18 protein-coding genes and 1 pseudogene are annotated in these 24,269 nt (G+C 46.4%); 13 read left to right on the top strand and 6 right to left on the bottom strand.

Features of this window, described 5'->3' with window-relative positions; all coding sequences use genetic code 11:
* The first annotated feature begins 4 nt into the window (after positions 1-4).
* The 3 genes from SHEWPOL2_RS16250 to SHEWPOL2_RS16240 all read left to right on the top strand — a co-directional run bounded on the left by SHEWPOL2_RS16250 (position 5) and on the right by SHEWPOL2_RS16240 (position 5,125).
* Positions 5-2,053: a prolyl oligopeptidase family serine peptidase gene (locus tag SHEWPOL2_RS16250; RefSeq protein WP_050991391.1), complete on the top strand. Its 2,049-nt coding sequence runs from the start codon at positions 5-7 to the stop codon at positions 2,051-2,053.
* 258 nt (positions 2,054-2,311) lie between these two features.
* On the top strand, positions 2,312-3,937 hold the full coding sequence (locus tag SHEWPOL2_RS16245; protein ID WP_037429812.1) for a phosphoethanolamine--lipid A transferase: 1,626 nt from the start codon (positions 2,312-2,314) through the stop codon (positions 3,935-3,937).
* A 159-nt stretch (positions 3,938-4,096) separates the two neighbouring features.
* Positions 4,097-5,125 (top strand): GGDEF domain-containing protein, encoded by a 1,029-nt coding sequence (locus tag SHEWPOL2_RS16240; protein ID WP_037429810.1) that lies wholly within the window; start codon positions 4,097-4,099, stop codon positions 5,123-5,125.
* Positions 5,126-5,239: 114 nt separating this feature from the next.
* Here the strand turns inward: SHEWPOL2_RS16240 and SHEWPOL2_RS16235 are convergent, their stop codons facing one another.
* A complete protein-coding gene (locus SHEWPOL2_RS16235; protein WP_037429814.1) occupies positions 5,240-5,884 on the bottom strand; it encodes a DUF938 domain-containing protein in 645 nt (214 codons plus the stop codon).
* Positions 5,885-6,198: 314 nt separating this feature from the next.
* Here SHEWPOL2_RS16235 and SHEWPOL2_RS16230 point away from each other — a divergent pair, with 314 nt between their 5' ends.
* A complete protein-coding gene (locus tag SHEWPOL2_RS16230; RefSeq protein WP_037429808.1) occupies positions 6,199-7,488 on the top strand; it encodes an FAD-binding oxidoreductase in 1,290 nt (429 codons plus the stop codon).
* Between the two features lie 62 nt (positions 7,489-7,550).
* Here SHEWPOL2_RS16230 and SHEWPOL2_RS16225 read toward each other — a convergent pair whose 3' ends face one another.
* Complete coding sequence (locus SHEWPOL2_RS16225) at positions 7,551-8,426, bottom strand: LysR substrate-binding domain-containing protein (protein WP_037429805.1); 876 nt, start codon at positions 8,424-8,426, stop codon at positions 7,551-7,553.
* Positions 8,427-8,621: 195 nt separating this feature from the next.
* On the opposite strand from SHEWPOL2_RS16225, the gene SHEWPOL2_RS16220 reads away from it, so the two are divergent.
* The 4 genes from SHEWPOL2_RS16220 to SHEWPOL2_RS16205 all read left to right on the top strand — a co-directional run bounded on the left by SHEWPOL2_RS16220 (position 8,622) and on the right by SHEWPOL2_RS16205 (position 13,051).
* The gene (locus SHEWPOL2_RS16220) at positions 8,622-9,761 is read left to right on the top strand and encodes an S-(hydroxymethyl)glutathione dehydrogenase/class III alcohol dehydrogenase (protein WP_037429804.1); all 1,140 of its coding nucleotides are present in this window, start codon (positions 8,622-8,624) and stop codon (positions 9,759-9,761) included.
* Between the two features lie 127 nt (positions 9,762-9,888).
* A complete protein-coding gene (gene fghA / locus SHEWPOL2_RS16215) occupies positions 9,889-10,728 on the top strand; it encodes an S-formylglutathione hydrolase (protein WP_037429803.1) in 840 nt (279 codons plus the stop codon).
* Positions 10,729-11,015: 287 nt separating this feature from the next.
* Positions 11,016-11,801, top strand: coding sequence for a S1 family peptidase (locus tag SHEWPOL2_RS16210; protein WP_037429801.1), 786 nt, complete (start codon positions 11,016-11,018; stop codon positions 11,799-11,801).
* Positions 11,802-12,313: 512 nt separating this feature from the next.
* Positions 12,314-13,051 carry a hypothetical protein gene (locus SHEWPOL2_RS16205; protein ID WP_037429799.1) on the top strand — a complete coding sequence of 246 codons (738 nt, stop codon included), beginning with the start codon at positions 12,314-12,316 and terminating at the stop codon, positions 13,049-13,051.
* 112 nt (positions 13,052-13,163) lie between these two features.
* On the opposite strand, the gene SHEWPOL2_RS16200 is transcribed toward SHEWPOL2_RS16205, so the two are convergent.
* Positions 13,164-14,540, bottom strand: a complete 1,377-nt coding sequence (locus SHEWPOL2_RS16200) for an L-serine ammonia-lyase (protein WP_037429797.1) — start codon at positions 14,538-14,540, stop codon at positions 13,164-13,166.
* Between the two features lie 383 nt (positions 14,541-14,923).
* Here SHEWPOL2_RS16200 and nagZ point away from each other — a divergent pair, with 383 nt between their 5' ends.
* From nagZ to SHEWPOL2_RS16185, 3 genes are all read left to right on the top strand, one after another.
* Positions 14,924-15,952 (top strand): beta-N-acetylhexosaminidase, encoded by a 1,029-nt coding sequence (nagZ, locus tag SHEWPOL2_RS16195; protein WP_037429795.1) that lies wholly within the window; start codon positions 14,924-14,926, stop codon positions 15,950-15,952.
* Positions 15,953-16,033: 81 nt separating this feature from the next.
* A complete protein-coding gene (ycfP, locus tag SHEWPOL2_RS16190; protein WP_037418311.1) occupies positions 16,034-16,573 on the top strand; it encodes an alpha/beta hydrolase YcfP in 540 nt (179 codons plus the stop codon).
* A 566-nt stretch (positions 16,574-17,139) separates the two neighbouring features.
* Positions 17,140-17,412: an acylphosphatase gene (locus SHEWPOL2_RS16185; protein WP_037418308.1), complete on the top strand. Its 273-nt coding sequence runs from the start codon at positions 17,140-17,142 to the stop codon at positions 17,410-17,412.
* 117 nt (positions 17,413-17,529) lie between these two features.
* Here the strand turns inward: SHEWPOL2_RS16185 and SHEWPOL2_RS16180 are convergent, their stop codons facing one another.
* From SHEWPOL2_RS16180 to SHEWPOL2_RS16170, 3 genes are all read right to left on the bottom strand, one after another.
* Positions 17,530-18,528 (bottom strand): peptidoglycan binding protein CsiV, encoded by a 999-nt coding sequence (locus SHEWPOL2_RS16180; protein ID WP_037429794.1) that lies wholly within the window; start codon positions 18,526-18,528, stop codon positions 17,530-17,532.
* A complete protein-coding gene (gene mfd, locus SHEWPOL2_RS16175; protein ID WP_037429793.1) occupies positions 18,528-22,022 on the bottom strand; it encodes a transcription-repair coupling factor in 3,495 nt (1,164 codons plus the stop codon). The genes SHEWPOL2_RS16180 and mfd overlap by 1 nt, the downstream gene beginning before the upstream one ends.
* An 86-nt stretch (positions 22,023-22,108) precedes the next feature.
* Positions 22,109-22,729: a hypothetical protein gene (locus SHEWPOL2_RS16170; RefSeq protein WP_037429792.1), complete on the bottom strand. Its 621-nt coding sequence runs from the start codon at positions 22,727-22,729 to the stop codon at positions 22,109-22,111.
* A gap of 94 nt (positions 22,730-22,823) precedes the next feature.
* Here SHEWPOL2_RS16170 and SHEWPOL2_RS16165 point away from each other — a divergent pair, with 94 nt between their 5' ends.
* Positions 22,824-24,056: a lipoprotein-releasing ABC transporter permease subunit gene (locus SHEWPOL2_RS16165; RefSeq protein ID WP_037429790.1), complete on the top strand. Its 1,233-nt coding sequence runs from the start codon at positions 22,824-22,826 to the stop codon at positions 24,054-24,056.
* A gap of 95 nt (positions 24,057-24,151) precedes the next feature.
* A pseudogene (locus tag SHEWPOL2_RS23240) lies at positions 24,152-24,269 on the top strand (lipoprotein-releasing system ATP-binding protein LolD); the annotation flags it as partial.

The raw sequence follows: 24,269 nt of genomic DNA, 5'->3' as shown, positions 1-24,269 counted from the left end.
CACTATGACTGCTCAAGTTCACGCGCAAGAAGACAAGTATATTTGGCTTGAAGAGGTTGAAGGCGCCAAGCCTATGGAATGGGTTAAGACCCAAAATGCCGCTTCTGCCGCCGAAATTAAAGCCTTCAAAGGGTTTGATACCTTAGTCGCAAATAGCCTCGCTATCCTCAATGACAAAGAGCGTATTCCTTACGCCACCCACATCGGCGACAAGCTGTATAACTTTTGGAAGGACGATACCCATGTCCGGGGGATTTATCGCCGCACGACCATGGAAGAATACACAAAGGCGCAACCCAAGTGGGAAACCGTGCTTGATGTCGATGCTTTAGGTAAGTTGGAATCGGTTAACTGGGTATTTAAGAGCATTGATTGCCAATATCCCGATAATCAACGTTGTTTTGTGTCTTTATCCCGTGGCGGCGCCGATGCGGTGGAAGTGCGTGAATTTGATTTAACCACTAAAGATTTTGTGCCAGCAAAAGATAAGCCATTCTTTTTAAAAGAAGCGAAATCTAGCCTAAGTTGGATAGATAAAGACCATGCATTTGTCGGCACCGACTTTGGCGATGGCCAAAGCATGACGGACTCGGGTTACCCCCGCGTGGTGAAGTTATGGCAACGTGGTACGCCACTTGAGCAAGCGAAAACGATTTTTAGTGGGGATAAAACCTCTGTCGCGGTATCGGGTTGGGTGATGTTCGACGATAAAACCCCGCTCAGCCTAGTCACAGAAGCACATACTTTTTATACCGCGACGCAGTATGTTTACCAAGACGGCAAACTGATTAAACTACCAATCCCACAAGATGCCGAGATTAAAGGCTATTTCCAAGGCAAATTGTTTATTGAGCTAAAAAGTGACTTAGCAACGCCTGCGGCGACATTCAGCCAAGGCGCTGTGGTGTACGCCAATGTGGCGGATTTAATTGCCCAAAAAGCGGCGTTTACTGAATTTGTGAGCCCTACGCCAACAGCATCAATAGCGCAGCTGAGTTTCAGTAAGAGCGCGATTTTTGTTAATTGGCTCGATAACGTGAAGAGCAAGCTGGTTCGCTACGAGCAAGATGAAAAAGGCGCATGGCAAAGCACGCCAGTGCCCTTTGAGGCCAACGGCGCGCTAACTGTGATGGATATGGAGCGCGACAGTGACGATTTCTTTGTCAACTACACTAGCTTCCTTGAGCCATCGAGCCTGTATACCGTCAATGCTAAGGCGCTTAAACCTCAAAAAATCAAAGGTATGCCTCAGCAGTTTGCGGCGGATAAATTTAAAACCGAGCAATATTTTGCCACCTCAAAGGATGGTACCAAAGTGCCTTATTTTGTGGTGATGGCAAAAAATCTTAAGCTCGATGGCAGCAATCCAACACTGCTTTATGGTTATGGCGGATTTGAAGTGTCTCTTCGCCCAGCGTATTCAGCTACCATTGGTAAAAACTGGTTAGAGCAGGGCGGTGTGTATGTACTGGCCAATATCCGAGGTGGCGGCGAGTATGGTCCTGCGTGGCATCAAGCGGCGCTTAAGCAGAATCGTCATAAGGCCTACGAGGACTTTGAGGCCATCGCCGAGGATCTCATCGCCCGTAAGATCACCTCGAGCAAGCATTTAGGTATTCAAGGCGGCAGTAATGGTGGTTTGTTGATGGGCGCCGCCTTTACCCGTCGTCCCGATCTCTACAATGCCGTGGTCTGCCAAGTGCCTTTACTCGACATGTACCGTTTCAATAAGTTACTCGCCGGCGCAAGTTGGATGGGGGAGTACGGTAATCCTGATGTTCCAGAGGAATGGGCTTACATTAAAACTTATTCGCCATACCATAACCTGCATAAAGACGTGCATTATCCTAAGGTGTTTTTTACCACCTCAACCCGTGATGACAGGGTTCACCCTGGGCACGCCCGCAAGATGGTGGCCAAGATGAAGGATATGGGTATTGATGTGCTTTACTATGAAAATATCGAAGGTGGGCATGCTGGGGCTGCAGATAATAATCAAGCTGCGGAACTAAATTCAATGGCGTTTGCCTACTTATTACAGCAGTTAAAATAATCGCACTTGTTACCGCAGTAAATTAACAAGCTGGGGTTAGTTCCGAGCAAGTCCCTATAGGTTGGGGAGTCAAAAACGGTCGAATGCCTTCAGATTCGGCCGTTTTTTTAATCCGCATTATAACTTGTTAATTATAAAGATTATTTAATTGAGGAGAATCTGACGACTTGCTAAGATGGCGCAAATTGTAGGGCATAAGATTGCCTTAAGAAAACTAAGTTAGCTTCGGCCCACTATTGATTTGAGAGACCATAACCAGTGCTGACGAGATTTAAAACCCTAACCGTGAATCGTTTCACTTTTATCACCGCAGTATTTTACGTTTGCGTTTTTAATATCCCGCTATTTGACATCATCAAAAAAGGCATTGAAAAACAACCTGATGTCGATCCGGTTTTTATCGCCAGTATGCCGTTATTTTTGATCTTTGCGCTGAGTTTTGTGTTTTCGCTGTTTACAGTGAAGTATCTGCTAAAGCCCTTTTTTATCATCCTCACTTTATTATCATCTAGCGTGTTTTTTGCGGCCTTAAAATACAATATCGTGTTTGATTACGGCATGATTGAAAACACCTTTCAAACCAACAGCGCTGAAGCGCTGATGTATGTCAATTTTGCTTCCATACTCAATATGCTGCTTACGGGGATTTTGCCAGCCTATTTGATTTACAAAGCTGATATCCAATACAAGCCATTTTTCAAAGAGTTGCTACATAAAGTTTTGTTTATGCTGGCGATGTTAGCAGGGCTTGGGATTATCGCTTTCTTCTATTTCCAAGACTACGCTTCCTTTGGCCGCAATAATGATGAGATTAAGCGTTATATCGTGCCGACCTATTTTATTGGTGCGGCGGCTAAGTACATCAATGTGCATTACCTACAAACACCAATCAAATATGAACAGCTTGGCTTGGATGCAAAAAATGTCAGTCCCAATACCAACGGTAAGCCCAATTTATTAGTGCTGGTGGTTGGGGAAACGGCTCGTTCGATGAACTATCAATACTATGGTTATGAAAAACCGACCAACGCCCATACTCAGGGGCAAGGATTACTGGTCTTTAAGGATAGCCATTCTTGTGGTACGGCAACCGCAGTATCGCTGCCTTGCATGTTCTCCCGCATGGGACGCGATGACTATGATTCCCGCCGTGCCTATGCCCAAGACACGGCCGTTGATGTACTGAATCATGGCGGGATTAAGGTGCAATGGTTTGATAATGACTCGGGTTGTAAAGGCGTGTGCGATCAGGTTGAGAACATCACTATCGATTTAAAGAGCGATCCTGAGTTGTGCTCCGGTCAATATTGCTTTGATCAAGTTTTGTTGAACAAACTTGATGAAGCATTAGCTAACGCCGAGCAAAAAGATACCGTGATTGCGTTACATATTATTGGCAGTCACGGGCCGACCTATTATCTACGTTATCCGCCAGAGCACCGTAAATTTACGCCAGATTGCCCACGTAGTGATATTCAAAATTGCAGTGCTGAAGCGTTAATGAATACCTACGACAACACTATCTTATATACCGATTACATTCTTAGTCAGGTGGTCAATAAGCTTAAACAGCAGCAAGAAAAATTTGATACCGCCATGTTTTATCTCTCCGATCATGGCGAGTCTTTGGGTGAGAAAGGCATGTACTTGCATGGCGCCCCTTACAGCATCGCGCCTATTGAGCAAACGAGTATTCCTATGCTGGCTTGGTTTTCTGAGGACTTTAGTCAAGATAATCACTTGAATATGGCTTGTCTTGCTAAAGAAGCTGAAAAGGGGGGATTTTCCCATGACAATTTGTTCGATAGCCTATTGGGATTAATGAATGTTCAAACTCAGGTTTATCAGCCTGAATTGGATATTTTTGCCCGCTGCCGAGGTTGAGCCGCTTTTGGCATAACATAAAAAATTAAAGGAGGATGGCAACATCCTCTTTTTGTTTTTGCGCGCCATCATAATAATCATTTTACCCAGTATCCAAAACGAAGCAGTTGAGTTAACTTAAGTTATACAAAATTATAACAACTCATGGATACATGATTCATGTCTTTTCCTGCAGCAAATAAAGAGCTCGATTCAGCGGCTCAAATTTTACGTTTAGCTGTACCGCAAATGTCTGCGCTTGATATACCGGTTACGCCAGAAAACTACACCGTTTGGTATGAGTATTTTGCTCAGTCAAACTTAGATCTTAATCGTGCTATTGATGGTTTTCTTGCTAACAATGTCGTATTTACCAAAGAAGTGAATACCAGTCTGTACAAGAATTTTATTCAAGAGAAGTCCCCTGAAGTCATTGAGAATGTCCAGATAGAAACTCAGATACTGATTAACTCTCTCATCAGTAAAATTACTCAGTTAACCCAAGGGACGGAAGCATTTACAAGCACCTTGGCGGATTTTGGATTGCAACTGCAATCAACGCCCGATGCGAATACGTTAAATCAATTAGTCGATGGGGTGCTTGATGAAATGCAGAGCCTATTGGTTAATAACCAAGCCATGGAGCAGAGCCTCAATGCCATGGGGCAAGAAGTACAAAACTTAAAAGCTGAAATGGAAAATTTAAGTCTGGCAGCAATGACAGATCAATTGACTTCGTTACATAACCGCCGAGCTTACGAAATTGCCATTCAAGACCATATCCATCGTGCGGAGGAACAACAAACCCGTTGTAGTTTATTACTTGTGGATATTGACAGATTTAAGATATTTAACGACACCTATGGGCATCAAATCGGCGACAAAGTCTTGGCTTATGTTGCGCTGGCTTTAAAACAATGTGTGCGTGGTGATGACTTTGTCGCCCGTTACGGCGGCGAGGAATTTGTGGTGTTACTGCCTAATACCCATTTTCATGATGCGCTGCAAGTGGCCGAGACTTTGAGGGAGCGGATCTCCGAGCGGCGCCTAGCGATAGGCAAAGATAAAAAACTCTCATTGGGCGCCATTACGGTGTCGATTGGCTTAGCCTCTTTGCAAAAGGGCGATGATGCAGAAACCTTGTTTAGCAGAGCGGATAAAGCCCTGTATGAAGCTAAATCTGATGGCCGTAATTGCGTGCGGGGCTGAGTTGTTGCTTATTATCAGTATAGTTTGAGGGCGTATGGATAATGGTTTAAGTGTTAGTAATCTCAGCATCCTTATGCTTCAGTGATGCGAATCTTGGGTTCAGGATTGAGCGCCTTACGCCAATAAATGTTTAAAATGCAGTAAGCGATTGTTGGCGGGCATGGCGATATCTTCAACTAAGGTTAAGTTTTGGGCTTGGGCAAGGGTGACAATCCATTCAACATCTCGAATGCCGCTTTCACTATCTCTTTGTTTTAATAAGTCATCAAATCGCCGATTGCTGTCGCTGGTAAAGTGACCTTGATAGTTAAAAGGCCCGTACAGGCATAGGGTGTTGAGCCGCGGTAAATACTCTCCTAAGCCATTAAAAAATGCTTCCACCTTGGGTTTACTCATAATATGTAAGGTATTGGCGCTGAATACTGCATCGATATGGGGGCCGTTGATAGGCCAAGGTAGTGATACATCAAGTGTAATAGGTAAGCCAAGATTATGAACGCCAAGTTGATGACCTTGTTGTAAACATCTTGCACTAATGTCCTCAAGATATTGCGCTTGATCGCTCGTTTGCCAAAAAAGTTGAGGGAGATTCGCTGCAAAATAAACGGCGTGTTGCCCAGTGCCGCTACCGATTTCAAGTACTTGTTTGGTATTGGCAAAAGCGGTTTTTAATACCGCAAGAATAGGCGTTTTATTATTTTCACAGGCTTGAGAAAAGGGCAGAACATCAGTTGTTTGAGGTTGTATATCCTGCGGCATAGTTTCTCCTGATAGGTCATTGTTAAACAAGTTATTGTTAAATAAATCTTTGTGAAATGCGTCTTTCTGATGGCGATTACCCTTGAGACAATAACGCAGGGTCAATTCTATTACCATCCTAGCGGGTGGTGCCTAGCTTAAGTCACTAACCTCGTTAATCCAATGGCTTAAGCTGTTTTGCCAAACTCGCTTATTTCCCTGTCAGGGGCATTCTTCTGTTGACCATGATAATAGCTTCGTTATACTCAAAAATTCTGAACGTTTGTAAAAAATATTAAACGAAAAATCATAATAACATCGTGTAAGGAAACCCTATGTCAGCCAAACGCTGCGCCTCTTATTACAATGCCACTATTAAGCAAGAGTCTGATTATCCAGAACTTGAAGGTGATCTTCGTGTAGATGTTGCCATTATCGGCGGCGGGTTTACTGGGGTTGCAACCGCGGTTGAGTTGTCTGAAAAAGGCTACAAGGTCGCATTACTAGAGGCAAATAAAATTGCTTGGGGCGCGACTGGCCGTAATGGTGGTCAAGTGACCGGAAGCCTATCTGGCGATGCAGCGATGACCAAGCAATTACGCCGTCATCTTGGTCAGGATGCCGAGGATTATGTGTGGGATCTTCGCTGGCGTGGGCACGATATCATCAAAAGTAGAGTGGCGAAGTACAACATTGATTGTGATTTAAAATTTGGTCATATCCAGACGGCCTATCGCCCCGCACATATGGCAGAGTTACAGCAAATGTTCGACGAGGCTAATCGCCGTGGCATGGGGGAGTTTATGACCTTAGTGCCTGAGCAGGAGATGCCCACCTATTTAGCCTCGCCCTTGTACCACGGCGGTTTAGTCAATCGGCGCAATATGCATCTGCATTCGGTAAATCTATGCCTTGGTGAGGCGCGAGTCGCGGCCTCGTTGGGCGCGCAGATTTTTGAACATTCGCAGGTGCTGGATATTCAGCAAGGAGAGCTTGCAACCGTGGTCACGCCAAAAGGAACGGTTAAGGCAAATAGCGTGCTCATCGCCGGCAATGCCTACCACAAATTGGGCCGTCCCAAGCTACGGGGCATGTTATTTCCTGCCTCCCTTGGCAATTGTGCGACAGCCCAATTGCCGGCGGAGTTAGCTAAGCAACTTAATCCGCAGGATTTGGCCGTGTATGATTGCCGCTTCGTGCTGGATTATTACCGCTTAACTGCCGACAACCGTTTGATGTTTGGCGGTGGCACCAATTACAGTGGCCGCGATCCTAAAAACGTTGCCGCTGAGCTGCGCCCGGCGATTGAACGTACTTTCCCCCAGTTAAAGGGTGTCGATATTGAATTTGCCTGGGCAGGCATGGCGGGGATAGTGATTAACCGTATTCCCCAGTTGGGCAAAATTACCCCGAATATCTTCTATTGTCAGGGATACTCGGGCCATGGCGTGGCAACTTCCCATATCATGGCCGAGATTATGGGGCAGGCGATCGATGGTCAAATGCGAGAGTTCGATCTCTTCGCCGCGATGCGTCATATCCGGATCCCACTGAATGAATGGTTTGGTAATCAGGCACTGGCCTTAGGTATGTTGTATTACACCCTCAGGGAAAACTGGCGCTAAACAGGTGGGGTGTCTGGCGACAGCGAGATGATTGTCACTCATATTGGATTAATTGTTGTGAGTTAACTGCTCGCCAGTTTTTCAGCTAAATAATCTACTAAAACCCGCACTTTGGCGCTCAGGTGACGATTTTGGGGGTAGAGCGCCCAAATGCCTTCTTTGGATTCGCGGTGTGCGTCGAGGAAGGAGATAAGTTTGCCTGCATGAATATCTTCTTCAATATAATAATCAGGGAGTTGTACTATCCCTATGCCCTTTAACGCTGCATCCCGCAGGGCATAGCCGCTGTTGCAGATAAGGTTGCCGCGTACCTTAATATTGCGCTCGCGGCCATTTTCAATAAAGCGCCAGTAATTGTGATTCCCGATCAGGCAATTATGTTGATTTAACTCCGAAAGCGTATGGGGCTCACCGTATTTTTCAACATAACTGGGTGAGGCGGCCACATAATGGGTGCGGCTACTCAAAGGTTTGGCCATCAGGCTAGAGTCGGCGAGTTTGCCAAGGCGAATAGCCAAATCGTAACCGCCGTCAATCAAATCCAAGGTTCTGTTGGTCAAGTCGACATTAAATTCCACACTGGGATACTGCACCATAAAATCATTGAGTAATGGCATGATAAATTTTTCGCCGTAGGCCACGGGGGCGGTGAGTTTCACCAATCCTTGGGGCGAGCCCTTTAGATCGGTAATGGCCCGTTCGGCCTCCTCTAGTCCTGTCTGTAATTGGCGGCAATGGCGATAATAAATCGTGCCTTCTTCGGTGAGCGATACCTTGCGAGTCGTACGGTAAAACAGCTTAGTGCCGAGGCGATTTTCCAGCGCGCTGATTTGCCGACTCACGTGGGCGGTGGACACATTGAGGCGCTGTGCGGCCAAGGTAAAGTTCTCGGCTTCGGCCACTGCTACAAATTCTGATATGCCATCCCAAAGGTACATTGTTGCTTCTCAGTAAAAATGAATTGCCAAAATGCTAGATTATCAATCCTCAGGAAATAAATACAATCTAGTGACTGCATTACCGCACACTATTTTTAAGCTTATCCGTCCACCTCAATCTATGCTTACAAGCGAGTCGGGCTAGGATAAGCCGTAAATCGATAAGCCCATTGATTAAAATAAGGAAAGACAAGCATGTCGAACGAAAAACCACAGTTTATCAAGTCAAAGGCCGCCGTGGCCTGGGGGCCGGGACAGCCACTCAAGATTGAAGAAGTCGATGTGATGTTACCTAAAGCCGGCGAAGTATTAGTGCGCATCGTGGCGACTGGGGTGTGCCATACCGATGCGTTTACCTTAAGTGGTGACGATCCTGAAGGCGTGTTCCCAGCGATCCTCGGCCATGAGGGCGGTGGTATTGTTGAGCAAGTGGGCGAAGGCGTGACCAGCGTGCAGGTGGGCGACCATGTGATCCCTCTCTACACGCCTGAGTGTGGCGAATGTAAATTCTGTTTATCGGGTAAAACAAACCTGTGCCAGAAGATCCGCGCGACTCAAGGCAAAGGTTTAATGCCAGATGGCACCACGCGTTTCTATAAAGATGGTCAGCCAATTTTCCATTACATGGGCTGTTCTACCTTCTCTGAGTACACTGTATTACCTGAAATTTCATTGGCTAAGGTCAATAAAACTGCGCCATTAGAAGAGATCTGTCTGCTAGGTTGTGGTGTGACGACAGGTATGGGCGCCGTAATGAACACCGCTAAGGTGGAAGAAGGCGCGACCGTAGCGATTTTCGGCCTAGGTGGTATCGGTCTTTCGGCCGTTATTGGTGCGACCATGGCTAAAGCCAGCCGGATTATTGCCATTGATATTAACGAATCTAAATTCGAACTTGCCCGTAAATTAGGTGCAACCGATTGTATTAATCCTAAAAATTTCGACAAACCTATTCAAGAGGTGATTGTCGAGATGACCGATGGCGGCGTGGATTACTCCTTCGAATGTATCGGTAATGTCAATGTGATGCGCAGCGCGCTCGAGTGTTGCCACAAGGGCTGGGGCGAATCAGTGATCATTGGTGTTGCAGGCGCAGGGCAGGAGATTTCTACCCGTCCGTTCCAACTGGTGACAGGTCGCGTATGGCGAGGCTCAGCCTTCGGTGGCGTAAAAGGACGCTCGCAATTACCTAAAATCGTTGAACAATACCTAGCAGGTGAGTTTAAGCTCGATGACTTTATCACCCACACTATGGGACTTGAGCAAGTCAACGAAGCCTTCGACTTGATGCATGAAGGCAAGAGCATTCGCAGCGTGATCCATTTCGATAAATAATTGCGCTCTTTGTCATCACAGCAGCAGATAACCGCTAACGACTTATCTGCTGCTTATGTGTTTTAAGCTTGTGATAGGGTCTTGAACGGCAAGCTAACCGCTGAAAGTGAACAGGAAAGGGATTGAAATGACCATAGAAAATATCAGCTGTAACAAGAGTTTTGGTGGTTGGCACAAACAGTATCGCCATCAATCTCAGGCGCTGAACTGCGAGATGCGCTTTGCGATTTACCTGCCACCCGAGGCGGCCAATAAACCTGTACCTGTGCTGTATTGGCTATCGGGTCTTACCTGTACCGACGAAAACTTTATGCAGAAGGCGGGCGCGCAGCGTATTGCGGCGCAGTTGGGAATGGCTATCGTCGCTCCCGATACCAGCCCTCGTGGTGATGATGTTGCCGATGCACCGGATAAAGCCTATGACTTGGGCCTCGGCGCAGGGTTTTATGTGAATGCGACCAGAGCACCTTGGAATCGCCACTATAAAATGTACGACTATATTGTGCATGAGCTGCCAGCGCTGATTGAAGCGAATTTCCCCGTAACCGGACAGCGCGCCATCTCTGGCCACTCCATGGGCGGGCATGGCGCGTTAGTCATTGGATTAACCCATCCCCACAGATATAGCTCCATTTCGGCCTTTAGCCCTATCAGCAATCCAAGCAATGCGCCTTGGGGGATTAAAGCCTTTACCGAGTATTTAGGGGAAAATCGTGAGCACTGGCGCCAATATGATGCCTGTGAGTTACTCAAATTGGCGATCAGCGAAGTGCCTATTTTAGTCGACCAAGGCGATGCCGACAGCTTTTTAGAAACACAATTAATGCCACACACGCTCAGTGATATCGCCAAAACGAAAGGCTATCCCTTAGATTTGCGTATGCAGGCGGGCTACGACCATAGCTATTACTTTATTGCGAGCTTTATTGAAGAGCACCTTAAATTCCATAGCTTGTATTTTAAATAAGGCTGCCAATCGTTAACCCCTTTCAGGATTAAACCTCAGAGTTAAAGCCTAGGGTTAAATATTAAAAAGCGCGGTTAACATCAAGTTCACCGCGTTTTTATTTTTACGGATAAGTTGCGATGTCATTCAACATGTCATGTTGACCCATGGCGCCTGAATGATTTGAATGCAGCGGCTATATCTCAAATGAGAAAAAGCTGTTAAGTTCTCGACATTAATGATGATTCATTCTCTATATTCTCAATACAATATTGGCGAATAAATATACATAAGGATAGGAGTTCAATATGAAATGGATGTTTGTACTGTTACTGGCGATAACGAGTACCGCCAATGCCATGATTATTAGGCATGATGCGGAAGACGCGAAATATCAAGCGGCGGCGCAAAGCGATAATTCAACAGTCACCTTTTTAGGACTTTATAAAGGTGATGAAATCGTGCTTGGTACAGGCAGCCTTATCGATAAGCAATGGATTGTGACGGCGGCGCATGTGGCTAATGAGCTAACGACTGGCAATAAAGTGCAATTTAAAAAGGATTTTTACTCGATTAAAAACGTGATAAAACATCCACTTTGGAAAGAACGACACTTTCCCTATGATATTGCATTGGTTCAATTGGCGTCTTCAATTGAAGACGCCACACTCGCTAAATTGAATCCTGCCTCAACCGAAACGGGTAAAATCGCTACCTTCGTCGGACGTGGCGATTTTGGTAATGGGCTAGTGGGCGTTGTGGCGGCCGACAAACAATTGCGCGCGGCACACAATGCCGTGGTTGGGGTGCAGGAGCAATGGCTGCAATTTATCTTTGACCGCGACGCGAATGCTTTACCATTGGAGGGGATCAGTGGCCCAGGAGATTCGGGTGGCCCCGCATATCTCGTCTCGACAAATTCAGTCTGCCTTATCGGTGTCAGCTCATGGCAAAATGCTGAGTCAACCAATTGGGAAGAAGGTAAGTATGGCGTGATTGAGCATTACTCACGCATTTCCTATTTCAGAGATTGGATCGAGAAAACACTTTGGCAGATATCAGGGATATCGCCAGAAATATGTCCCGATAGTTAAGGTATTAGATTGTACTTTTGCGATAAATTGCCGCTATTTCACTACTCTCTATTGTTTGCTCTCATAAAAACGGATGTGTACATCGGTGAGTTTGGCCTAATTTAACCTGAGCTCGGGATAAGTAGAGCCGCTGAATAGACATCTTTTCGGGCCTCTCTGCGTTGCTCTGTCTCACCATCGCTCGCTATGGCATACGACAGAGCGCCTTGATATGCGCAAAAATCTGCGCATTCAGTCAGAAAAAATATTTTTCTTTCCAAAAGAATCATTTATGGCATTGATTTAGTTTGTTAAATTTAGATTTTTTCGACACTCGTTACCCCGAGTTCAGGTTAATTTACTTTTTGAAGAGCATCATATTTCGTTTATTTAATTGTTTGGATAAGTATGCCTGTCGTGTTTTGAGGAATAATTTGAAACAATGTATTTTAGTGATTAGATAGTAAAAATTTATTTTAAACAGTAAGTTATTTTTCTATTCATGGGAATGAAGTGTGTTTAATGGAGGGATAATGAAAAAGATAAAGCTTGTGGCGTTTTTGAGTTTAATGTTGTTGGGCGGTTGTGCTTCTTACACTACGCCTGGTGGCAGTGTGGCTATCGGCAGCTTAGCAGATTCGGATATTAATGCGCTGATGTCGGTGCAAGCGGCTGCAACATTCCCTGCACATATTGCCGTGGCACGTATTCAGGCGCCGGGTTATGCATCCTACCGTTTAAGCAGTTTTGGCACAGGCCGTTACAGTGTGGTCACTACCCGTGAAGTCGAAACCGAAGCCGATTTTGCTCAATTAGGTAAAATGTCGCAGGTTGCAGGGATTGCACCGTTAAATCGTATTTTGTTGCCGGAGCAGTTAGATTCCATCAAATCATTGCGGGAAGCTGCGGCAAGACTCAAAGCGGATATCTTACTGATTTATACCTTTGATACCTCTTTCCATGCGGGTGAGCAGCAATTTGCGCCACTGAATGTCATTTCCCTTGGGTTGTTAAAAAATAAAGAAGTGAGCGTGACGACAACCGTCTCGGCGGCTCTGTTTGATGTGCGCACCGAATATTTGTATGGATTAGCGGAGTCGACGGCAAAGGAAAGTCGAAACGCATCGGTATGGAGCACCTCTGATGCAGTCGATGATTTGCGCCGAGAGACTGAAAAACAAGCGTTTTCGCAGCTTATTCCTGAAATTGAAAAAACGTGGTCGGGAGTGATTTCGCAATATGTGAATTCATCAATGAAAGCGACAAACTAAACGTTGTACTCATTTAAAGATAAACAAATGCCGCGCTTAATCGTTTAGGTTTGAACGGTTAAGCGCGGCATGACAGTGCTAAAGACTTAAGTTAATTAACAGCTTGAGTGGATTAACACTCAACAATGTTCACCGCAAGGCCACCTTTGGCGGTTTCTTTGTATTTACTGCGCATATCTTTACCTGTATCCATCATGGTTTTAATCACTTTATCCAGTGATACCTTGTGGTTACCGTCGCCGCGCAGCGCCATACGTGAGGCGTTAATGGCCTTGATTGCGCCCATTGCATTACGTTCAATACAGGGCACTTGTACTAGGCCACCTACGGGGTCGCAGGTTAGGCCTAGGTTATGTTCCATACCAATTTCAGCTGCGTTCTCAACATGTTCGACTGTGCCGCCCATAATCTCGGTTAAGGCGCCAGCCGCCATTGAGCAGGCTACGCCGACTTCACCTTGACAGCCAACTTCAGCGCCTGAGATCGAGGCATTTTTCTTATACAAGATACCAATTGCAGCGGCGGTTAACAGGTAACGGGCACAAACGTCGATATCGACTTCTTGCACGAAGGTATCGTAGTAACAAAGCACGGCAGGAATAATACCTGCGGCGCCGTTTGTTGGTGCAGTCACAACGCGATCGCCTGCTGCGTTTTGCTCGTTTACCGAGAGGGCGAATAAATCGACCCAATCCATTGCGGTTAATGGATCGACGTTGTTACGGCCTTCGGCTTTGAGGCGACGATAGAGTGCTGGCGCGCGGCGACGCAGCTTTAAGCCGCCAGGCAGAATACCTTCCTTCTGATAACCTCTTTCGATACAGGTTTTCATGGTTTGCCAGATATTCCACAGCTTGGCTTTGACCTCTTCTTCACTGGCAAGGCTAAGTTCGTTGGCCATCATTAAGGATGAAATGCTTAAGCCATGTTCAGTACAAAGTTCGAGTAATTGGGCGCTGCTGTTAAAATCATAAGGTGCTGATTCAATTTGCGATGCTGGTGAGGCATTACGTTGGTTGATTTCATCTTCATCTAAGATAAATCCGCCACCGACAGAGTAGTAAGTGCGCTCAAAAATACATTCGCCTTTGCTGTAGGCATATAACGTCATGGCGTTCGCATGGGCGGGAAGGGTTTTACGTCTGTGGTAGGTAATGCCGTCTTCACGGGTAAACTTGACTACTTTGCCGCAGCTGAGGGTGAGGGTCTCATTTTTAGACACTTGCTCAAGAATGCCATCGATGCTGTCGGTATCGACGGTTTCAGGATCTTCACCCATCAAGCCTAAAATGACCGCCTTACCTGTGCCGTGGCCCTTGCCGGTTTGGCCGAGGGAACCAAAGAGTTCGGCTCTTAATTCATCCACTTGGGCAATCTGGCCCGAATCAGCAAGGTGCTGCATAAAAATTTTGCCCGCTTTCATGGGGCCAACAGTGTGTGAACTCGAAGGGCCAATGCCGATCTTGAACATATCGAATACGCTAATCATGATTGAAGTCCTGTTGTGTCTCGATTTTTATTTTAGTGTGTGCGGATGAACTTTGCAGTTATCGTGTTAATACGCTGGTTTTTAGGGCATCAACTCTGGCAAACTGCAGGCATTATCCACGTAAAAATAGGCTTGTGTGATACGCTTATGTTCAGTATCCCATAAATCAGTATCAAGATTCACATTAGTTTTTTTTATTAGAAAGTCTTCGGATAAGCTGAGCTTAATTAGCGGATCATTAATGTCGATTTAATGGCCTACATTATCGGTTTTGGGTAAAATTTGACGGTAAATGGCTCGCTTTTTGGGGATTTTTGTGAACCCCGTAGCCAGTATCGCTATGGTTATTTTTTGAGTATGAATAAGAAATTTTAGGGAGAATTATGAGTTATCTAATGCTGGATCTGCTGTCTTTAGAGGTCAGTGAGGCTGAAGCTGAGATGCTGCGCCATCCGCAAGTGGGCGGTTTGATCCTGTTTTCCCGCAACTTTACTAGCCGTGGGCAATTAATTGCCTTGGTGCAGCAGATTCGCCAAATTCGTCCCGAGATTTTGATTGCCGTCGACCATGAGGGCGGACGAGTACAACGTTTTCGCGAAGGTTTTACGCTTATTCCGGCCATGGGGGATATTTTGCCAGCGGCTAAGGGCGAGATGGCATTGGCGAAACGTTGGGCCTGTGAGCTGGGTTTTTTAATGGCCATCGAGTTACTCGCCTGTGACATCGACTTAAGCTTTGCGCCTGTGCTCGATCTTAACGGCATCAGCCAAGTCATTGGCAAACGTAGTTTTAGTGCAAAGCCCGATGAAGTGATTGCGTTAGCGCAGAGTTTTATTGAGGGTATGGCCGAGGCGGGCATGGGTGCCGTGGGTAAGCATTTCCCAGGTCATGGCAGTGTGGCTGCAGATTCCCATATTGCGCAACCTATCGATGAACGTGAGGCTGAGGCGATTTTTAATCAAGATATTTTGCCATTTAAAGATTTGATTGCTCAAGGTAAATTATCGGGCATTATGCCTGCCCATGTGATCTACCCTAAAGTTGACCCTAATCCTGCGGGCTTTTCAACCTATTGGTTAAAGCAGATCCTTCGCCAAGATCTGGGTTTTAATGGGGTGATTTTCTCCGACGATCTGGGGATGAAGGGCGCATCTTTTGCGGGAGATTATTTAGGCCGCGCCCAAGCTGCGTTGGATGCGGGTTGCGATATGATTTTGGTTTGTAATGATAATCCAGGTGTTATGTCACTCTTAAACGGTTTTGTATGGCCTTCTGCTGCACCAAAACATCCGGCGAGTTTACTTAAACCTAATGCGGCGCAGACTGCTATCGCATTAGAAAATAGTGCTCGTTGGGAAAATGCCAAGCAGCTGGCCGAGCAAATCCAACTCGCACAACAGGCAAAAGTTTGATGTAGCGCAAGGTTCTGCAATGAATATTTGCTAGGGTTAGTGGCATGCGCCGTGTTTGGCAGATTGTTAAAAGGTCTCAATATGATTTTTTATCTTCATGGATTCGATGCGACTAGCCCTGGTAATCACGAAAAAATGCGTCAGTTGCAGTTTATTGACCCAGATGTAAGGCTTATCAGCTACAGCACTTTGCATCCCAAGCATGATATGCAGCATTTATTGAAAGAGGTCGCCAAGCAAATGCAGTATAGCGACGATCCCACGCCGTTAATGGTGGGCGTCGGTTTGGGGGCGTATTGGGCTGAGCGAATTGGTTTTTTAAATGGGTTAAAGTCGGTGTTGATCAATCCCAATCTCCATCCAGAAGAGACAATGCAAGGGAAAATTGATCGCCCGGAAGAGTATGCCGACATTGCCAATAAGTGTGTTTCAGAGTTTAGGTTGAAGAATACCCACAAAGCGATGTGCATTCTGTCTCGTCTTGATGAAGTACTCGACAGTCAAGCAACGTCCAGTGAACTCAGTTGTTTTTACCCTATCGAATGGGATGAAACTCAACCCCATAAATTCCCCCAATTAGCGGCCCATTTGCCTAAAATCAAAGCTTTTAAGCTAAGTTAACGGTTAATACTCGTTTGCAGACTCATCATTAGACCGCGCATCGCTACTCATTTGTAGGGGAATAGGTTTGGTTTTCGTGTGATTGCCAGCCTTCGCCTTCGCTCATTTCCATATTTCAGTTCGTTATATGTACGGGGTTGCTGCTTATGCTACCGAGCGTCACGTGTTGGTATATCAATATATTTCATATTTGGAATGGTTGACGGTATATATTATTGGTTTGGTTGGCTATTTCAGTAAAAAGCATTAAATAAGTACTGTAAGAGTGGATTTATCTATCATTTTGTTGAAATTTGTAATTAATTGTGTAAAGTAGCGCGTCTTAATAGTTTGTTACAAAATGCTACAAACTTTTATGCCATTAGTCCATTTATGGACAACCTTTTGCGTATGTCGCCCGACACAGCTAACAGCGGTCTTGTTAGCTGTTTTTTTATGCGTTTCATTTCATTTGTTTCACTCAGTAAATCCATCACTTAACACATTTATAACGTAACTAAGCTCAAATCTCGGCTATGCTTAAACTCGCATGAGAATAACAAGCTAACCTTGTTCAGGAGTCTTAAATGAAACGGGTGCTAATCAAATTAACGGGAACCGTACAGGGTGTGGGCTGTCGGCATGCGACACTGACAAAGGCTCGAGCCTTGGGCGTGACAGGTTATGTGACTAATTGCGTCGATGGAAGTGTCGAAGTGCTCGCACAGGGCAGTAATCCTGCTGTAGATAATCTTATTGCCTGGTGTGAGTTAGGCGTGCCTTGCACCGATGGATTAATGGTGCAGGTGGAAGAAGACCAAGGCGATGATATTTATTTGGATTTTTCAATAGTGCGCTGATTTGCTGCTAAATTCAGTCTCGATGAGTCTTGAATGGTCATGGAGCTATTGGTGATAAAAAAAGCGGTAATTACACTCGTATTACCGCTTTTTATTTAGCATTGATCGGCTGGCGTTTTATGCGCTAGGTTGCGCCATTTTACGGATCTGGATCACCATGCCCATTTCGGGATGATCGAGATAATGAATTTCATCACTTTTCACTCGGCGATTCTGTTCCAGCGGAATAGACATCAGGTAAGGCGTCATCACTTTAACAGGCGTCGCATTAGTATTTGTGCTGGTTTCATCGGTCGGCACAGGCATTAACTTACGTCCTTCTTTGCGAAGATTTAAGGCCGTTTCGATATAGAGGTAGTGGCTGAGATAAATATTTAACGTGCCATCAAGTTGCCAAACAGGAGAGGGCAGCAATGGTGCCGAACTTTCTAAAGCCATTCCTTGGGAGCTTTGAGTATTTTGCATCGAACTGTTTAACGCTTGTTGCACAATTTGGCGGCCATCGAAGTGGTAGTTGGCGGAGAAATCCTTACCAGCAAATAGGCGAACAGGCACTGAGCCGCTTTTACCCGTCATAGGTTGCTGCCATGTCATGTGCAGTAGACTGCGATTACCACGTTCTCTGGATAAGCTATTAACGATACTTGCAAACTGACCTTGGTTGCTTGCGAGTAATACCGGGCCACTGCCAAGTTTGGCGTAGGTTTGGCTGCTACTGCCGATTTCCGATGGGATCATGCTTGGGTAACGGTACTGGGTGGTCGTTGTGCTTGGGCCTGTGAGCCTTAAGCCGCCACTAGTGCTATTATCGGTGTTATTAGTGGCATTCATATTTGTGTTTTCTGCGCAATGGCTATTGGCATCGGCATCATAAACGAGTGTGCAAGGCGCAGACTCATTACTCATGGAGACCACAGCCTGACCTACAACCGGTGAGATCAGGTCGATTGCACTATTGGTTTTCGTCTCAATTGGGGCCATAGGCCATTGTTCAGTTGACTGGCTTTGGCGTTCGAAAATATAGACTTCAACCTCGAACCACGCCTCAGCACGGGCAAGTGAACTGTGTGAAAGTGCAATAAGTGTAGCGATAGAGACCGCGAGTTGACGTAACACTATTTATCTCCAAGACGATGTTGCGATTGATGTTGAGATAGTTGTTCGAGCAAGAGCTTGACTAACGCGAGCCTCTCTTTTGCCGTTTCGGCGCTGAGCATGAACTTTAACTTATTCGGCCCGTCCATTCGATAGATTTGTGGCTGACTTTGCAGTAATCCAATGATAAAGCCTGGGTCGATATTATGATCTTGGCTAAATTCGATACTGCCACCCTTGGCGTGTACCTCAATTTTAGTTGCCCCTAGCCGAGTTGCCTGATGTTTATACAGAGTCATTTCCATCAAGTTTTTAGTGGCCTCGGGCAGCAAACCAAAGCGGTCGATAAGCTCAACTTTAAGTTCGTCTAAGGCTTCTTCGCTGTCACAACTGGCGATACGCTTGTAGAGCGACAGACGAATATTCACATCACCGACATAGTCTTCAGGTAATAGGGCCGGAATTCTGAGCTCCATTTCACATTGCTGATTGAGCATTTGCGCCAGCGATGGCTCTTTACCCTGTTTGAGCGCCTTGACCGCCGATTCAAGCATTTCCATATAGAGGCTAAAGCCAATTTTTGAGATATGGCCGCTTTGCTCATCACCTAAGAGTTCGCCTGCGCCGCGGATCTCTAAATCTTGGGTGGCGAGCATAAAACCGGCACCTAAATCCTCAAGGGCATCGATGGCTTCGAGACGTTTGCGAGCATCGCTAGTCATACGTTTAGGATGTGGCGTCATCAAATACGCATAGGCTTGATGGTGAGAGCGACCCACACGGCCACGTAGCTGATGCAACTGGGCTAAACCAAAGGTGTCGGCGCGTTCGATAATAATGGTGTTTGCACTAGGGACGTCGATACCGGTTTCGATAATAGTGGTACAGACTAACACGTTGAATCTTTGGTGATAAAAGTCCGACATCACCCGCTCAAGATCCCGCTCACGCATTTGGCCATGGGCGACCACCACCCGCGCTTCGGGTAACAAGGTACTAATGTCTTGGGCACATTTTTCAATGGTTTCGACATTATTGTGCAGGTAATAGACTTGGCCACCACGGAGGATTTCACGCAATATAGCCTCGCGCACCGTCGCGGGATCGGATTCGCGCACAAAGGTCTTCACCGCCAAACGCTTAGCGGGAGGTGTGGCAATAATCGATAAGTCGCGCATCCCTGACATCGCCATATTTAAGGTGCGGGGGATCGGTGTGGCGGTGAGGGTCAAAATATCCACATTGGCCCGCAGTGCTTTAATTTTCTCTTTTTGTCTGACACCGAATCGGTGTTCTTCGTCGATGATAAGTAGGCCTAAATTCTCAAATTTAGCCTCGGATTGCAGCAGCTTATGGGTACCAATCACGATATCGACTTTGCCTTCTTCGAGCTGTTTTAGCACTTGGGTCTGCTCTTTGGCGGTTCTAAAGCGTGACATCACTTCAATCACCACCGGCCAGTCGGCAAATCTGTCCTTAAAGTTTTCGTAGTGCTGCTGGGCGAGTAATGTGGTGGGTACCAACACAACCACTTGTTTACCCGCATTCACCGCCACAAAGGCGGCGCGCATCGCGACTTCGGTTTTCCCAAAGCCCACATCACCACAAACTAATCTGTCCATTGCGGTTGGCGATTGCATGTCAGCTAACACCGCATGAATGGCACTTTCTTGATCGACGGTTTCTTCAAAGGGAAAACCTTGAGCGAATTGGGCGTATTCTTCGTCATTGATTTCGCAGCTCTCACCCGGACGAGCTTGGCGACGTGCATAGACATCGAGAAGTTCTGCGGCCACATCGCGGATTTTTTCAATGGCTTTATTTTTTGCCTTAGCCCAAGTGTCGTTACCGAGTTTATTAAGATGCGTTTCCCCATCGGTGCCAACACTATAACGGCTAATTAAATGTAAATTGGAAACGGGGACATAGAGCTTATCGCCACCTGAGTACTCAAGTTGCAAATATTCAGCAACAATGCCGCCAGTATCGAGGGTGACTAAACCTTGGTAAAGGGCAACACCGTGCTCTAAGTGTACGATCGGCTGGCCAACTTTCAGCTCGGCTAAGTTTTTGATTAAGGTATCGTTACTGATCTGACGCTGTTTTTCGCGGCGACGCTGCTGTGAAATCCGCTGGCCGAAGAGCTCAGTTTCGCAGATGATGCTGACGGCAGTTTGTGCACCGAGTCCCAGTACACAACCACGGGATAAGGGCGAAACGATCAAGCCAAGTTTGGTATCAGTTTTAATAAACTCATCAAAATGACTAAATACCGTAGGCTTTAACTGGATTTTACCCAAGAGTTCGAGCAGCGCTTCACGGCGGCCTTCAGATTCTGCGCTAAACAGCATCCTCGGCGCCTGCTCAGCATAATCCTGCAGTGCGATTAACGGCTGCTTTAATTTGTGATTGGCGCTTACCTCAGGCAAGGCTCTTGCATCAATTTGCGCCGCAGCACCATTGGTGTCAGGATTTGGGGCCACAAATTGATAGCGAGGTAGCGGCTTAAAGGCGGCAAATAATTCTTCTATCAGTAAATACAGTTCTTTAGGGGCAAGCAGTGGTCGTAGCGGATCGACCCGTCGGTCTTCATATCGTGTTTCCACTTCATGCAAATGGGCGCGAGCGGATTTTTCGATATCGCCCAAGGTGACTAACTGAGTGTCCTTCGGCAGGTAATCAAATAGCGTCGCGACCTCATCGAAAAACAGTGGCAGATAGTTTTCAATCCCAGCGGGCATCAAATTTCGGCTCACCAATTGATAAACCGACTCTGGCTCTTTAACGATCACCTCAAAACGGCGGCGATAGCGTTGTCTAAAGCCTTCGATAGCACTGCTATCGGTTGGAAATTCTTTTGCCGGTAATAATCGCACCGCATCGACGGGTGTGGATGAGCGCTGGGTCTCTGGGTCGAAATGGCGAATGGTTTCAACTTCATCATCGAAAAGCTCGATACGCAGCGGCATATTCACGCCGGTAGGGAAGATATCGAGAATTGAGCCCCGAATGGCAAACTCGCCATGTTCGTAAACTTGCTCAACTAAATGATAGCCCGTATCGGTTAATTGCTGGCGCACATCATGGAGCTGATATTTATCGCCCTTTTTAAGCACAAATACATTGGAGCTTAAATAGGATTTCGGCGGCAAGCGCATCATCAGTGTTGTCACCGGCACGATAACCACGCTGTGCTCAGCATGGGATATTTGCGATAGGGTTTCTAAACGCTGGGAGATCAAATCCTGATGGGGTGAAAAACTGTCGTAGGGCAGGGTTTCACGGTCAGGAAACAGCCGCACCTTAATGGTGGTGTTCGCTAATAAATAATTAAGCTCTAACTCGAGACTCAATGCCGTTGGTGTGTCACTGGTGACAATGAGCGTGGTGCCTGGGTGTTGGCGTATCAAGCTGGCGAGGGTGACCACTTGACCCACTCCGGTGATACACGACAGAGTTTGCATTTGAGTGCCATTTTTTACAACGGGCGGTGTTAGGGCTGAAATATGTGTCATTGGCGTGGGATAAACGGATTCATTCACAAAAAGTTGCATTTATTGTAGTGACTTGGGCGCGAGGGTGCTAGTGAAAACTCTCGTCTTTATTGGCGTTCGTCCCTAGCTTGTTTACGCAGTTTAAGTTGTTTTTGTTGAACATTGAGACTCGCTTTGACCAGTTGCTCCACATCCGAATCCAGTATTTGGCTAAATTCGAGGTCGATTAGATAGGGCGACGATGCGTTGTGCTGTTGTGCTTGCTGCGCAGTTGATTGGGCTTCCTGTGAGAGCATACACGCGGTGACCTTGGCAAAACATAAAATAGCGACCAGTTCGTCATGGATAAATAAGGTCACTTTAAAATGGCGCCCTAGAGGTAATTCGGTCGTGCTGATTATGCGAATACCACTGCCACCAAACTGACAACCATCATATTTATCACCCTCTTGGACTTCTTTTTCGAGCACGTGTTGCAGGACTAAATCCACCTTGCGCGATTGTAGCTTGAGAAAATCCACCACCACCTTGGCTTCATTATCTAAATGCCGCAATTGTAACAAACAGCTCGCTTCGAGGGCTTTTACTTCACTCAATAGCTGGATCCCTAAGGATTGCATTGATCTTAAAGCCATTTCATTGGGTAGAGGTCGGTTTTCGTCCCAGAGGCTTAAGTAAGCGGTAAAGGGATGAGGCACACTAAAATACGGATTGGTGTCAGTGAACAAGGCTTGCCTCTTTATTTATAGAACCTAAACCCCTATTATCGTGCCCATCTTTATGATTTAGCAAGTTCAGCACACAGGACGCAGCCCTCTTTCAATGGATCTTCGATTTCCTCTCTACGTTGGTTACCGTTATTGGCGGGCCAGAAAAGCAAACGCCTTTGCTTCTTTTATTACCTTATTTGCCGTTTCGGGCATTTTTTTAGGGGTGGCGGCCTTAATCGTGGTCAGCTCGGTGATGAACGGCCTCGAAGGACAATTAAAGCAGCGCATTTTAGGCGCTGTACCGCAATTGACTGTTTATACTAAAGCTCCATTAAGCGATTGGACGATTGCGGCAGAAAAGCTAACTAAGCTGCCCGGCGTGCAAGGGGTGACGCCCAGCGTGTCGACGCAAGCCATGGTGCAGTCGGCGGCGAATATCCGCGCCGTGCAAGTGTTTGGGGTGTTTCCAGAGCTTGCCGAAAAACTGTCTATGGTGGCCCAGCATACCTATTCGGGTGCGTTTAACGAGCTAACCAGTGGCCAGTATAAGGTCATTTTGGGCAGCGAGCTTGCCCGTCAATTAAAAGTCAGCCCAGGGGATACGGTACGCTTATTAAGTGGCGATGGCGTGGTGTACTCGCCGCTAGGCCCAGTGCCCAGCCAACGTAAGTTTTTAGTGTCTGCGGTATTTGAGATGGGCTCACAGGTGGATGCGGGCGTGGCTTACGTTCATTATCAAGATGCAAAGCGGTTAATGCGTCAACCGAGTGATGAAATCAACCAGCTAAGGCTGTATTTAAACGATCCTTTTAACGCGCCTGCGCTTGCCAAGGATGTGCAGCAAATCTTAACAGAGCAGGGCATCGAGGCGACCACGAGCGATTGGCGTGACACCTATGGACATCTATTTAGCGCAGTGAAGATGGAAAAAAACATGATGTCGCTGATGCTCAGCCTGATTGTGGCGGTGGCGGCATTCAATATTGTCTCGGCGCTGGTAATGATGGTTGTCGATAAAACCACCGATGTCGCAGTGCTTAAAACCCAAGGTTTAAGAACCTCTGCTGTGATGGGCATTTTTGTGGTGCAAGGTTTATTGAATGCGGTGTTAGGTTTAGCGCTGGGCTTAGTGGTGGGTATTCTAATTACCCTTAATTTGAATGGCATTATGGCAACCCTGGGTATTTCGATTTTAGGGACTGGACAAATGTTGCCGGTAAAACTGGCGCTTGGGCAATTGTCGCTGATTATTGTCGGTACCTTAGTGGTGACCCTAGTGGCAACTCTTTACCCTGCGCTACGGGCTGCAAGGGTGCAACCAGCCACCGCGCTGCGTTACGAATAACGGTCATATCAAGAATAAAAGCGTCGCTCCCATGATGAGAGACGTGTTTGGACATGGGTTTATCCATGTATTTAGAATCAATAGCGAGAATCTCAATGCAAGACGTGTTACTGCAAGTGCAGGCGGTGAGTAAGAGTTATCACGATGGCGATGTCACTACTCAGGTGCTGACTGAGGTGGATTTACAGGTATTTAAGGGTGAACAGCTGGCGA

It is taken from the genome of Shewanella sp. POL2 (assembly GCF_000282755.1).
Lineage (GTDB): Bacteria > Pseudomonadota > Gammaproteobacteria > Enterobacterales > Shewanellaceae > Shewanella > Shewanella xiamenensis.
The sequence above is the reverse complement of the archived record's forward strand: the minus strand, read 5'-3'. Positions and strand labels throughout refer to the sequence as shown.

Excerpts from the sequence above, each read along its gene's own strand:
- SHEWPOL2_RS16235 (WP_037429814.1), bottom strand. The coding sequence starts at position 5,884 with ATGCCGCAGGATATACAACCTCAAACAACTGATGTTCTGCCCTTTTCT.
- nagZ (WP_037429795.1), top strand. The coding sequence starts at position 14,924 with ATGAGTTATCTAATGCTGGATCTGCTGTCTTTAGAGGTCAGTGAGGCT.
- SHEWPOL2_RS16220 (WP_037429804.1), top strand. The coding sequence starts at position 8,622 with ATGTCGAACGAAAAACCACAGTTTATCAAGTCAAAGGCCGCCGTGGCC.
- SHEWPOL2_RS16240 (WP_037429810.1), top strand. The coding sequence starts at position 4,097 with ATGTCTTTTCCTGCAGCAAATAAAGAGCTCGATTCAGCGGCTCAAATT.
- SHEWPOL2_RS16230 (WP_037429808.1), top strand. The coding sequence starts at position 6,199 with ATGTCAGCCAAACGCTGCGCCTCTTATTACAATGCCACTATTAAGCAA.
- SHEWPOL2_RS16205 (WP_037429799.1), top strand. The coding sequence starts at position 12,314 with ATGAAAAAGATAAAGCTTGTGGCGTTTTTGAGTTTAATGTTGTTGGGC.
- SHEWPOL2_RS16250 (WP_050991391.1), top strand. The coding sequence starts at position 5 with ATGACTGCTCAAGTTCACGCGCAAGAAGACAAGTATATTTGGCTTGAA.
- SHEWPOL2_RS16165 (WP_037429790.1), top strand. The coding sequence starts at position 22,824 with ATGGATCTTCGATTTCCTCTCTACGTTGGTTACCGTTATTGGCGGGCC.
- ycfP (WP_037418311.1), top strand. The coding sequence starts at position 16,034 with ATGATTTTTTATCTTCATGGATTCGATGCGACTAGCCCTGGTAATCAC.
- SHEWPOL2_RS16210 (WP_037429801.1), top strand. The coding sequence starts at position 11,016 with ATGAAATGGATGTTTGTACTGTTACTGGCGATAACGAGTACCGCCAAT.
- mfd (WP_037429793.1), bottom strand. The coding sequence starts at position 22,022 with ATGACACATATTTCAGCCCTAACACCGCCCGTTGTAAAAAATGGCACT.
- SHEWPOL2_RS16225 (WP_037429805.1), bottom strand. The coding sequence starts at position 8,426 with ATGTACCTTTGGGATGGCATATCAGAATTTGTAGCAGTGGCCGAAGCC.
- SHEWPOL2_RS16185 (WP_037418308.1), top strand. The coding sequence starts at position 17,140 with ATGAAACGGGTGCTAATCAAATTAACGGGAACCGTACAGGGTGTGGGC.
- fghA (WP_037429803.1), top strand. The coding sequence starts at position 9,889 with ATGACCATAGAAAATATCAGCTGTAACAAGAGTTTTGGTGGTTGGCAC.
- SHEWPOL2_RS16200 (WP_037429797.1), bottom strand. The coding sequence starts at position 14,540 with ATGATTAGCGTATTCGATATGTTCAAGATCGGCATTGGCCCTTCGAGT.